General features: G+C 40.8%; 11 protein-coding genes. 6 read left to right on the forward strand and 5 right to left on the reverse strand.

The window, feature by feature from the left end:
• Positions 1-5: 5 nt before the first annotated feature.
• Complete coding sequence (locus B879_RS12285; protein ID WP_009185508.1) at positions 6-2,957, reverse strand: DNA polymerase III subunit alpha; 2,952 nt, start codon at positions 2,955-2,957, stop codon at positions 6-8.
• 603 nt (positions 2,958-3,560) lie between these two features.
• Positions 3,561-4,331, reverse strand: a complete 771-nt coding sequence (locus B879_RS12290; RefSeq protein WP_009185509.1) for a CDP-alcohol phosphatidyltransferase family protein — start codon at positions 4,329-4,331, stop codon at positions 3,561-3,563.
• Between the two features lie 216 nt (positions 4,332-4,547).
• On the opposite strand from B879_RS12290, the gene B879_RS12295 reads away from it, so the two are divergent.
• Both B879_RS12295 and B879_RS12300 read left to right on the forward strand, forming a co-directional pair.
• Entirely contained in the window at positions 4,548-4,730 is a 183-nt protein-coding gene (locus B879_RS12295) for a hypothetical protein (RefSeq protein WP_040400622.1), read from the forward strand.
• Between the two features lie 57 nt (positions 4,731-4,787).
• On the forward strand, positions 4,788-5,693 hold the full coding sequence (locus B879_RS12300) for a mechanosensitive ion channel family protein (protein ID WP_009185511.1): 906 nt from the start codon (positions 4,788-4,790) through the stop codon (positions 5,691-5,693).
• 104 nt (positions 5,694-5,797) lie between these two features.
• Here the strand turns inward: B879_RS12300 and B879_RS12305 are convergent, their stop codons facing one another.
• The 3 genes from B879_RS12305 to B879_RS12315 all read right to left on the reverse strand — a co-directional run bounded on the left by B879_RS12305 (position 5,798) and on the right by B879_RS12315 (position 8,757).
• Complete coding sequence (locus B879_RS12305) at positions 5,798-6,406, reverse strand: hypothetical protein (RefSeq protein ID WP_009185512.1); 609 nt, start codon at positions 6,404-6,406, stop codon at positions 5,798-5,800.
• A 312-nt stretch (positions 6,407-6,718) separates the two neighbouring features.
• Positions 6,719-7,009, reverse strand: coding sequence for a hypothetical protein (locus B879_RS12310; RefSeq protein ID WP_009185513.1), 291 nt, complete (start codon positions 7,007-7,009; stop codon positions 6,719-6,721).
• Positions 7,006-8,757, reverse strand: a complete 1,752-nt coding sequence (locus B879_RS12315; protein ID WP_009185514.1) for a DNA polymerase/3'-5' exonuclease PolX — start codon at positions 8,755-8,757, stop codon at positions 7,006-7,008. The genes B879_RS12310 and B879_RS12315 overlap by 4 nt, the downstream gene beginning before the upstream one ends.
• A 65-nt stretch (positions 8,758-8,822) precedes the next feature.
• On the opposite strand from B879_RS12315, the gene B879_RS12320 reads away from it, so the two are divergent.
• The 4 genes from B879_RS12320 (at position 8,823) to B879_RS12335 (ending at position 12,416) form a co-directional block, all read left to right on the forward strand.
• Positions 8,823-9,230, forward strand: coding sequence for an EVE domain-containing protein (locus B879_RS12320; protein WP_009185515.1), 408 nt, complete (start codon positions 8,823-8,825; stop codon positions 9,228-9,230).
• Complete coding sequence (locus tag B879_RS12325) at positions 9,227-10,861, forward strand: hypothetical protein (protein ID WP_009185516.1); 1,635 nt, start codon at positions 9,227-9,229, stop codon at positions 10,859-10,861. The genes B879_RS12320 and B879_RS12325 overlap by 4 nt, the downstream gene beginning before the upstream one ends.
• A gap of 77 nt (positions 10,862-10,938) precedes the next feature.
• On the forward strand, positions 10,939-11,481 hold the full coding sequence (pyrR, locus tag B879_RS12330; protein ID WP_009185517.1) for a bifunctional pyr operon transcriptional regulator/uracil phosphoribosyltransferase PyrR: 543 nt from the start codon (positions 10,939-10,941) through the stop codon (positions 11,479-11,481).
• A gap of 8 nt (positions 11,482-11,489) precedes the next feature.
• The gene (locus B879_RS12335; protein WP_009185518.1) at positions 11,490-12,416 is read left to right on the forward strand and encodes an aspartate carbamoyltransferase catalytic subunit; all 927 of its coding nucleotides are present in this window, start codon (positions 11,490-11,492) and stop codon (positions 12,414-12,416) included.
• The last annotated feature ends 192 nt before the right edge of the window (positions 12,417-12,608 follow it).

Below are 12,608 nucleotides of genomic sequence, written 5' to 3' on the forward strand. Positions count from 1 at the left end.
TACGCTCAGCCCTCCCCCGCATTCCAATAGGCCATCCGTTCGCAGCTATCCACTTCAATGCTATAAAAGTCAAATTCCTGCGTCACCTTGCCTTTGATCAGGTAGATGCCACGACCTTTGAAAGGATGTTTTTTCACCACAGGAGGAAAATGCACGGTATCTATCCAGTCTCCTTCTCTATCGACGAATGTTCCGAAGTTCATCACATCGCCCTTCACTGTTCGGGTGTATTTGATCGTCACGAGGTAACCGATGATCTGTACTTGTTTGCCCAGATACTGCTTTAAATCCCTGGCTTTGATACTAGGGACAGTCTGATCTTTGACCAAGTGAAAGGGGGAATCGAGAGGAAACTCCAAAATATCAATCTGATCCACAATCTCCTGCCGCACATCGGAGGCCTCGAGTTCGGGAACCTGCAATTCTCTGAAACCAGCCTGCCTGAACAGTTCATTCCCCGTGCTGATCGCCTTGCGTTTATTCAGTATAAAATGCGCCTCCCAAAGCAACTCCTGCTTGCTTTTGCCTGTAAAGCGGAAACAACCAATGCGGATCAAAATCAGTAACTGCTCCAGGCTAATCCCCACCCTTGCGATAAAGTCAGATAAGCCTGCGAAAAATCCATTGGCTCTACGTTCGCTCAGAATCTTTTCCACACTTGCTTTCTCCAGGTACTTGAGATGAATCAAACCCAGATATACTGTTTTTCCCTTGATATTGGTCAGGTAATCACTTTCATTGATATGGGGGGCTTGGATATCGGCTCCGTTCATACGAAGCTCGTGGATGTAAAACTCGGTATGATAAAATCCCCCAAAGTTATTGATCACCCCCACCATAAATTCCAATGGAAAGTAGGCCTTCAGGTACAAACTCTGATAACTCTCGACTGCAAAGGATGCCGAGTGCCCCTTGGCAAAGGAGTAGCCCGCAAAGCTCTCAATCTGATGCCAGACTTCTGCCGTAATCTTAGGATCTCTGCCGAGGCGTTCACAATTGATGAAAAACTGATCCTTTACCCTTTGGAATTCATCCTTGGACCGTGACTTGCCACTCATTCCCCTTCGCAGGATATCTGCTTCAGAAAGGCTGAGTTCGGCAAAGTAATGCGCCACCTTGATCACATCTTCCTGATAGACCATGATGCCGTAGGTCTCAGGCATGATGTCCATCATCACAGGATGGGCCTGCTTGCGCCTTTGGGGATCTACATGCCGGAGGATGTATTCCCGCATCATTCCCGAGCGGGCCACGCCCGGACGGATGATGGAACTCGCTGCTACCAGCTCAAGGTACTCGTCTGCCTTCATCTTGGCCAGCAACATGCGCATGGCAGGAGACTCCACATAGAATGCGCCTATGGTATGCCCTGTTCGTAACAGTTCTTTGATCTTGGGGTCTTTTTTGAATTTTCCCACCTGTCGGATGTCCACTTTCACTCCCTGATTTTGGTAGATGATTTCTATGGCGCTTTTGATATGTCCCAAGCCCCGCTGGGAGAGGATGTCAAACTTATGCAAGCCAATCTCCTCTGCCGTATGCATATCGATATGGGCTAATGGAAAACCCTTAGGAGGCATTTCTGTAGCGGTGTAATAGTGAATGGGTTTGTGGGAAATCAAAATACCACAAGCATGAATGGTCAGGTGTGAAGGCATGCCGTGCAGCACCTGACTGTACTTGAGAATCAATTTCCCATACTGATCTGGAACATACTCGGACTTGCCTGCATGGTAAATCAAGGATTCGATTTCTGTCTTGGGCAAACCAAAAACTTTTCCAAGTTCCCGCAGCATGGAATTGGCCTGAAAAGTACTGTAAGAACCTAGCAAGGCCACATGTTCCTGCCCATCTTTGTTGTATTTGTCAAATATGTATTGCGTAACTTCATCCCGGTCTGTCCAACTGAAGTCAATATCAAAATCGGGGGGATTTTCCCGGTACAGGTTGATAAAGCGCTCAAAGTATAAATCCAGTTCGATCGGGTCCACATCCGTAATGCCTAGGCAATAGGCCACGATGCTATTGGCCCCGCTGCCCCGACCTACATGGTAATAGTTTTTTTGCTGGGCAAAGCTGATGATATCATAATTGATCAGAAAGTAGGAGACAAATCCCTTCTGTTGGATTAATTCCAGCTCCTTTTCCAGGCGTTTACTGATTTCGGGCGTTAGATCAGGATAGCGGTTGATTGCTCCCTTGAAAGTTTCCTGTCTCAGGCAATCAAAGTCCTCCCAATCCGAACCTAGGATATCCCGCTTGTTTTTGACTGCCTGAAAGTAGAAGGAAAACTGACAGGCCTCGAGTAAGCGCTGTGAATTGTACAAGAGATAACTGTGCCCCTCGCAGCGGGCGACCATGTCGGCATAGGAATAAAACTGATCGCTGATATCTCCCTGTTCTTCGGGTTCCAGTTTGCTAAGTAGGGTGTTTTTGTCCACAGCTCGAAGGAGACGATGGGCATTAAATTCAATTTTAGAGGAAAAACTGACAGGCTGTAACAGTACCAGTTTGTCTTTATAGCGATACCAAGGCGACTTGACGAGGCGGTTGAGTTGGTAGGGATGGATACCGACAAACTCATTTTCGCGCAGGGGAAAAGTCTTTTCCCGAAAAGGATACACAATAAAACTGTGCTGAAAAGGCGGCGCTTTCTCTTCGAAAGGTATTCCTTTGGTTTTTCTATGGGAAAGGTGACGGTTGAGTTCGTAAAAACCCTCCTGATTTTTGGCCAGCCCTATGTACTGCTGCTTCACCCCATTGCGGAAATCAATCCCGATCACCGGATGAATACCCTGCTTCTGTGCTTCCTTGATAAAGGGGAACACGCCGGATACCGAATTGATATCCGTCAGTGCCAGTGCATCCAGTTTTTTCCCTTTGGCTTCTGCCACCAAGGACTCGATGGATAGCATCCCGTATTTGAAGCTGTAGTAAGAGTGGCAATTGATAAACATAGAATTTTTTTGAAATATGCTTTAGGCGAAATATGCTCTACCTGTTGGTAGACAAGTTCGCGATATAATGCCTCCCTGCGGTCGGCGATATAAATTGATATATACTTCGTGATATAAGCTAAGCGATATATATGTGGATATATACAGCCCTTTGGGCTGTGATATAGATAGATGCCCCAATACGGTGGACAAGAGATAAATGGAGCTATCTGGACTAGGTATACAATGAGGTGATTCAACCCTCATAAATCAACCGTTAGATGTCGCATGTTATATCCATATATATCATCCCACTTTGTGGGATAAATATCTATTTATATCAAAATGTCAAAATAATTGACAACAATATGTTTATAATTTAAACATACTTTCATCTAAAAGTCAAGGGTCGTGAAGGAAGTTGTCAGAAATAAATGAAGAAGTGAAAATGGTTCTTTCTGAAAGTTTCAAATCCTTTATCTTGGATTCTAAGAAAATGACAACATTCTATGGATGTCAAACCCTTCTTTCCCTGATTTTAAATTGAGACATGAGGAGTTATCGAAGTAATAAATAATGGGATTTGATTTTCAAAACCCTATCATGTTAAAAAGTGAGTGAATATTATCGGAGAAAAGATTTTCTAATTGCGATGAAGATCAGCAGGAAGACATTATACCCAATAAAGAACGGGATAATAATATTTACCAGACCTAGTGCCAACATAATGGAAATGAGCAATAATTGAAAGCCCAAACCATATATAGAGATTACAGACATAAACCATTTAGGGAAAACAGGCGCCTCAGAGGCATCTTGATCCAGATAAAATATCAATTTATCAAATGCTATATATAGCGCATTGTAGGTGTCATATAAGAAGTCTACAGTGTGTTGACTTTCCACTGGAAAGGCTTTTGGCCTCTCATTTTCAGCAATCCTGCTCGTTTTTTCCCCTCCTTCAGTATTATGTCTAAGGATAACATAATAATAGTTGTAGAGGGTACCTTGCACCTGAACGCTTAAAAAAGCGAGTGCAGCCAATAGCAGGGACGTATCGGTAACATACCATACGGCACCAAAAACCAATAAATTCAGAAAAATATCAAAAATAGAGTCTAAATATCTACCCGTATACGAGGGCCGATTTTTGATACGCGCGAGTTCCCCGTCTGCAGCATCTAAGATGGACTTGATGATCAAAAATAGGCCCGCTGTTACATAAAGACCAGTTAAAATGCAATACACTGCAATGAGCCCGCTAATTCCAAAAAGATAAGTAACCTGTACGGGTGTGATATCGGTATGTTGAATGCGGTTGACAAAGGTCCTTGCAAAAGGTCTACCATAGTCGGAGACATCCAAGAATTTGTCCTCAGAAGATAACTTGGGCATTTAAATAAATATAAGCGTTCCCAAAACCCTTGCAAAATTTTAGGAAGATCGTATTGCTCGATATAGAGATACAAATTTACAGAAAATATTGTCATCGAGTACATTTTTTAAACTGAAAGGCTAATTGGTCTGTTTGACGGAAAAAAACAACTGAAAACAATCATCATAATGAAAACATGGCGCTCAAATCGAAAATAAACATGTATTTTTTCGATTATGATCGAAGAATTACATATTTCTGGAGAACCACCAACAGCTTGGAACTCGATTGGCTTGAGGAAAGGGGAGCTGTGCTACATGCCTTTGAGACCAAGTGGAACCCAAAGAGAAGGGCACTCCTTCCTGCTTCTTTTGGGAGGCTTATCCCGGCACAATCCAGCAGGTACTCAGCCCGGATAACTATAAGGATTTTCTTTTGTGAATAATCAAAAGTACATTTAGCTTTACTTTTGGGTTATGGAAAACTGGATAGAATATCTCAACGATATCGTAGAATATGAGGTCAGGTGGAATATCTACAAGACTGTCATCATTCTATTGGTCCTTTGGCTGATCAAAAAAGGGGCTTACAAACTGATCGGTATCAGGACGGATGAGGACATGAAGCGGGTATATCATTGGCGCAAGACCATACAATACACCTTGGCATTCATTGGATTGTTACTTATAGGCAATATCTGGATCAGCAACTTCCAATCCATAACCACCTTCTTGGGTTTATTATCGGCAGGTATAGCCATTGCCTTAAAAGACATTTTTGTCAATATCGCTGGCTGGATTTTTATTTATTGGAGAAAACCTTTCGATGTAGGTGACCGGATACAAATCGGAGAATTTAAAGGAGATGTGGTGGATTTAAGGTTGTTTCAGTTTTCTCTTTTAGAAGTAGGCAATTGGGTGGATGCCGAGCAAAGCACCGGAAGGATTGTTCATGTTCCCAATGGAAAAGTGTTCACTGATCCTCAGGCAAACTATAGCCAAGGATTTGAATACATTTGGAATGAACAGCACCTGTATATCAGTTTGGACTCTGATTACAAAAAAGCACAGCAATTGCTCAAAGATATCCTTTATGAATTGATGCAAGATGGGTTCAAAAGCATAGAAAGGGCGATGATGAAAGCTCATAAAGAACATTTTATTCATTTTGGTCAATATACGCCAACCGTATATACAAAGATCCATGAAAGAGGTATTCAGCTTTCCCTGCGTTACCTTTGCCATCCCAGGAAAAGAAGGGTGTACGAACAACAAGTGACAGAGGCAGTCCTTGAGCGATTCAGAGCAGAAAGTGACATTAGGATTGTATACCCAATCACTTCTGTATTTTTACAAAATCAACCCATTCCTCCTAAGCCCTAAGCGCTTACACAGATATAAAAAAGCCCCCGGAAATGATTTCCAAGGGGCCCCGTCGAGGAAAAATCCCGACTTGAGTTCACTTAATGTATCAAGTTCAACCAGGGTTAATGAGTCATGGCGTTTGTACAGCTCACATTTGGATTGTAGGGGAAATACATGCCAAGTGGGTTGTGCTTCCATGTCCATACATGAAGGCTGTAATGATCAACTGGTACCGGTGTTCCTCCAACATCAAAAGGATGATTACCAAATTGTGGATGATCCTGCCCTATGTCTATGATGATATATTCAACACCGATAAGTTTAAACTTACCATTTTCTCCTTTTTCATAGAGGAGTGCCTCAGGCATCAGTGGGTCAAATTTAGGATCCACCAATGATCCTTTAACAAAATGATAACCCATACCAGCGCCCAATTCATCGTTATACACACAGTGGGAAGCTTCTAAATAGCCATCCTCGATAGCTACTTCAACCCTATGATATTTTGCCGTTGCTCTTCTAACCTGAGCCAATAATTTATTTTGATCAGAAGGATTCATTCGTAGAAACTGACCGATTTCATCTTCAAAAAGGTCAAATTGCTCCAAAGCCAATGCCTCTTCCATATGAGGTATGTTCACCTGTTCATTTATGCTTTCTTCTATACAAGCAGTCATCATAAGCCCCACTAATAGTACTAGGCATCCTATTTTTATTTGTATCGCTTTCATAATAAGTTTAAATTTTAATTATGGGTTTAATTCGAAATTTTAATTTATGAACCACCCCAGTGTATGAGGTACCCTACCAAAAAGCTTCAAAATGCTTTTAAGTAATCAAACAAAATCCTTTTATTTCACTCAACGGATTTCAGCAAATAACATGAGGCCAACATGTAAAAATACCGGTATCGGTTGTCCAAAGTTGCTGTAAAAAACTGTGCATAACATCACCCTTTAGAGTGATTTTTGCATTTTAAACTCAAAATTAAGCGTTTTATTTATTTTTAGACGCAATGATTTTGGTTTGAAATGATATAAATTTCAAATCACCATAAAAAAATAAATCAGAGCAACTGCCAGTACCAAAATCATCTTTTTGGCCTTATCCTTAAGCTTCTCTCCTAGTTTTCTTCTTCTAAGCACCAGCACAGCAATACTTAAACCAAAAAACTGCAAAGCGATACCTACACCGTTAATCGGCCCGTGAGAAAAAGGTAGAAACTGAAAATAATTATTAACCAAAGGAATGAGACAAATTATGATTCCCGTTATGCCAAATAGAAATGAGCGCTTCAGCAACATTTCCGGGTCTTTTTCCATCCAACTGCTCATCTCTTTTTGATTTTTTGTTTTCTGTCTCTAAAATATTTTTCCACTTCCTCTAAAGGTTTGGCATTGAAGGTCATCGCCTTGGAGAGCCCACCTTTTCTTCCCACAATCACACCATAACGCATATCTCCATACCCGCCAACCTCATGTGCATCAGGATTAATCGACAGCATAACGCCCTTTTCCATGGCATAATTCACCCAACGCCAGTCCAAATCAAGGCGCCATGGATTGGCATTGATCTCAATAATCACGTCATAGGCTGCACAGGCATCGATGATGGCCTTATGATCCAAAGGGTAACCTTCCCTCCTTAACAAGAGCCTTCCGGTTGGGTGTCCCAAAATGGTCGTGTAAGGATTTTCTATGGCCTTTAATAATCTGGCAGTGGCCCGCTTCCTTTCCATTCCCAAACTCGAATGCACGGAGGAAACCACAAAATCAAAACCTGCCAAAATATCGTCAGGGTAATCCAGATTTCCATCCGTCAAGATGTCACTTTCTATACCTTTGAAAATTTTAAATGGTGCTAAGTCTTCATTTAAAGCATCAATTTCTTCCCATTGTTTTTGTACTTTTTCTATTTCTAAGCCTCCTGCATAGGAAGCGGTCCTGCTATGGTCAGAAATACCCAAATATTCATAACCCAAATCCCTGCACGCTTCAGCCATTTGCCTTAGACTATGCTTGCCGTCACTGTAGGTAGAGTGATTATGTAGAATTCCCTTTAAATCCTCTTCTTTGAGCAAATGCTGGACTTTATTTTCCTTTGCAAGGTCAAACTCGATGAAACCTTCTCTTAGCTCTTCTGGAATGAAAGGCATGCCAAGGTGTTTATAAAGTTCGGCTTCAGAATCGAAAGGCCCATCTTTCTTCAATATTTCTACCAAAGTTTTATTTTCTTCCAGTGGATATAGTAAATGAGCTTTATTACCCGTTCTGAGTACTTTTTCCTCAATAAAATTTTCTGGTTTTGAAAAATGGATAAGCAGGTGCACTTCAGGGTCTAATAATTTGCCTCTCCACTTAAATGGGCTTGATTTACTATTATCCTTTTCAAGCACTTTGAGTCCATTGATGCCATTCATTGCAGTCTTAAGGTCAGTACTTGTCAGTAACCACTCTACTGTAGAGATGATTTCCATTTTCCTGGCATAATCCCCCACAGTTACTGCTTTTTCAACCCCATTCAAGGACAAAAACTGCTTGGAAAGAGCATCCATGGATTCTTCTATATCGGCATAAAGCCATTTGCCCATATTTGAAGCCCTGAATTCCAAGGCTTGAATGATACTTTCCTGGGTTTTTTCACCAAAACCCTTGATTTTAGCCACCTGACCTGCTTGGCAGGCTTCCAGGAGCTCATGGGTAGAAGTAATATCCAATTCCTTCCACAGCACTTTTACTTTTTTGGGACCCAATCCCTTTATTTCCAATACTTCCAAAATGCCGGTAGGTGTTTTTCCCAGCAACTCTTCCAAATAGGAATGGGTACCTGTCTGACCAATTGAAAAAATTACTTCTGCAATACTTTTTCCAATCCCATTGATGGATTGTAGCTCCTCCATATCCTTTCCTTCGACCATCACATCTCCCCTATCGATGGTGTTTACTGTGGACTGGTAACTCCTAATCTTAAATGAATTTTCATCGTGCAGCTCCATCAGCTTGATGATGAGCTTGAGTTGGCGTAGAATGCTTTTTTGGTCCAAAATATTCAATCTTTGGTTACTGATAAGGACAAATGTCATCAATAATTGTTTTAAAATAAAATCTTAAAAAGTATCTTATGCGATAGAATCAAATTTTGGAGCTTATGCAATACTGGTTGGTGAAATCTGAACCAAATGAATACGGCTGGGACGATCTTCAGAAAAAAGGAGAAGATATCTGGGATGGTATTAGGAATTTTCAGGCAAGAAATTATCTAAAAGCCATGAAGTTAGGAGACCCTGTATTGTTCTATCATAGTGGTAAATCCAAGGAGGTCATAGGCGTGGCGGAAGTTACAGAAGAAGCATTTCCGGATCCCAATGACAAAGAAGGCAAAGGTTGGGTAGCTGTCAAATTAAAACCAAAAGCATCTCTTAGCCATCCTATTAATTTAGAGCAAATCAAAGCAAATGATTTACTGAATACGATGCCTTTGGTCAAACAATCACGTCTTTCTGTCATGCCCATAGAAAAAATACAATTTGAATTGATAGTGAAATCCAGTTCATGAGAACCCTTATCAGTATATTACTCCTTTTATTTATGGTAATCCATCATACGATGGGACAACTTCAATTTATTGAAAGGCTGGAGGTTGAAACCAAATTTCAGGAGAATGATTACATGATCCTGCAACAACAGGATGGCATTATTGCATTTAGGGCCCAGCCAGAAAGAGGCTTTAACCTCAGGTCCAAATTCCAGTATTTTACCGCTGACATTAACTTAAGGGCTTCTGATATCAAGGAGGTGAGGATTAAGGATAATTTTGACCTTATTGGCTATGATCTGGAAGGGAATTTACTATACGCTTTGATGCAAAAGGGAACTACAGCAACCTCAGAAAGATATTTACTGGAAATCAATTTAGACACAGAGGAGGCCAATGAAATTTCTTTGGAAAATATCTACCCCATGGATTTGAAAGAATTTTTCGTACTGAACAAAAAAGCTGTTTTTTTAGGAACTGCAGATTTTCGTCCAATGCTGCAGATTTTTGATATGGAAGCCAATAATGTTTTTACGGTACAGGGAATATACGGGAAAGAAACCTTGGTAATTCAGTTAAGAAAGGATAGTGAACTAGGAATCATCGATGCCCTGGTGAGTAAAAGAGATAAATACAAAACCAAGCAGGTATCTATATTTTCTTTTGATCAGGATGGCTCCAAAGTTAGGGAAATCAATATAGAAAAGCTTCAGGACAGTAACACAGAAATTGTTGAGGGAATGTTGACACCTATTGATAATTATCAGCAATCTTTGATAGGTACTTTTGGTCAAAGGAAAAGAGAAGCTTATCAGGGCATTTATATTGCTGAAATCAACGAATTTGGGGAATTTGAAATCAAATACTACACCCTTGAAGATTTCCCCAATTTTTACAACTACCTCAATGAAAGACAACAGGAAAAAAAATGGAGAGACCTGGAAAGGCGCTTCAGCAAAGGCAAGACGACAAGTATAAAACCTGTTTTTTCTGCTAGGGAAGTAATCACAACTGATCGGGGATATCTCATTTATAGTGACAAGTTTAACGCTACCAATCCCAGGTATATCCCAAGAGATGGCGTATATGCCAATGATGCCTATCGTTTCAATCCTAATCGCCGGTATTTCGATGGCATGAATTATGGACCTGCTTACGGTTCCCAATTATTCAACAATTACCGCTATGGCCCATTTTCCTGGCAACAGGAAGCGGAATACAGGTTTATCTCTGCCTACATGATATACATAGATAAGGAGGAACAAGTAATCTGGGACAATGCTTTTAACTTGGGGAACAGGGTTACATCCATACCCGGAAAATATGGGGAATTGAGTTTCGATGGCATTAAGATCCACTTTCTGTATTTGGATGGCATACAGATTTACATGAGTTACATGAAAGATGGGGAGATTCATTTTGAAAATGAGTCTTTTGAAATCGATTTGGTAAACGAAAATGAACGGATCAGAGACACGCAGGAGATAAGTTTACAGCTTTCATGGTGGTATGACAACTTTTATCTTTTGAGTGGGAAGCAGCGAGTAAGGTTCATGGGTGAAAGTGGCAGGGAAGAAACCAAGGAAGTTTTTTTCATTACAAAAATAGCAGTCGATGGGGATAAGTTTGTTCCCGAGAATGAATCCCCCTGATACAAATTGCTAAAAGGGAATCCCTACCGGCTTCTATCTTGCGCTTTTATTTTTATATTTGCAAGCAAAGCTATACCATGCAAAAACGACTTGTCCTGGACCAACAACAGATCGCCATCATCTTGAAGCGATTCTGTCATCAGTTGATCGAAAACCACGATACTTTTGAAAATACAGTGCTTTTGGGGTTACAGCCAAGGGGTCCTATTGTTTTGGATAAGATTGTTAAGACACTGGAGGAAATTTCAGGCATTCGTGTCCCCTTTGGATACTTGGATGCCACATTCCATAGAGATGATTTTCGAAGAAGGGATTTACCTCTCAAAGCAAATGAGACTAAGATCGAATTTTTGATTGAAGGCAAAAAAGTCATTCTCATTGATGATGTACTTTACAAAGGAAGGTCTGTCAGGGCTGCTTTAGACGCCATGATCGCATTTGGTAGACCCCAAAAAGTAGAACTCATGGTTTTAGTAGACCGAAAGTACACCCGGGACTATCCCATCATGCCCGATTATTGTGGTGTGAAAGTCAATACACTAGAAAGCCAATATGTATCGGTGGAATGGACAGAAAAAGATTTTGAACAGAACGCCGTTTGGATAATAGAAAAAGCATAAATCTACATATGTCACAGCTCAGCACCAAACACCTCTTAGGCATCAAAGACATCACTGCAAATGATATTCAATTAATTTTCGAAACTGCCGATAATTTCAAAGAGGTGCTGAACAGGCCGATCAGGAAGGTGCCATCTCTGAGGGACATTACCATTGCGAATGTATTTTTTGAAAACTCTACAAGAACCCGTCTTTCATTTGAGCTTGCTGAAAAAAGATTATCTGCCGATGTGGTCAATTTCTCCTCAAGCAACAGTTCGGTAAAAAAAGGAGAGACCTTGATTGATACCGTAAACAATATCCTGTCCATGAAAGTGGATATGGTAGTCATGCGTCACAGTAGCCCTGGAGCGCCTCATTTTCTGGCCCGCAACATCTCAGCCAATATCGTCAATGCAGGAGATGGTACCCATGAACACCCTACACAGGCTTTATTGGATGCCTTTTCCATTAGGGAAAAACTTGGGGATGTGGCAGGCAAAAAAATAGCCATTATTGGTGACATCCTTCACTCCCGGGTTGCCCTTTCCAATATCTTTTGTTTGCAAAAACTGGGTGCCGAAGTAATGGTATGTGGACCTACCACCCTTATTCCTAAGCATATTGAAAGCCTAGGGGTAAAGGTGGGGCAGGATGTTCAGAAAGCTTTACAATGGTGCGATGTAGCTAATGTTTTGAGGATCCAACTTGAAAGACAACAAATCAAGTATTTCCCATCACTGAGAGAATATTCTCTTTATTTTGGGGTAAATAAAAAGATGTTGGATCAGTTAGATAAAGAAATTGTGATCATGCATCCCGGCCCGATCAACCGAGGGGTGGAATTGAACTCAGATGTGGCAGACAGTGAACATTCCATTATCCTTCAGCAAGTGGAAAATGGGGTAGCCATTAGAATGGCAGTCCTGTATTTATTGGCCGGAGCAAGACAGTAAAATTCTAGTACATACTTTTTAAATAGGGTCTGCTGAAAAAGCATGCAAATCAAACTAGATCATTTAATAAGGTTGCACCTGCTTAAAATGACAACGCTTAATAAATCGGGTATCCATCAAAATTTAAATAAATTATTCTCCAATTGGGTTTTTTCAGAATACCCTAAATATTATACAACAATAAGGCCACAA

This window comes from Cecembia lonarensis LW9 (assembly GCF_000298295.1).
GTDB classification, from domain to species: domain Bacteria; phylum Bacteroidota; class Bacteroidia; order Cytophagales; family Cyclobacteriaceae; genus Cecembia; species Cecembia lonarensis.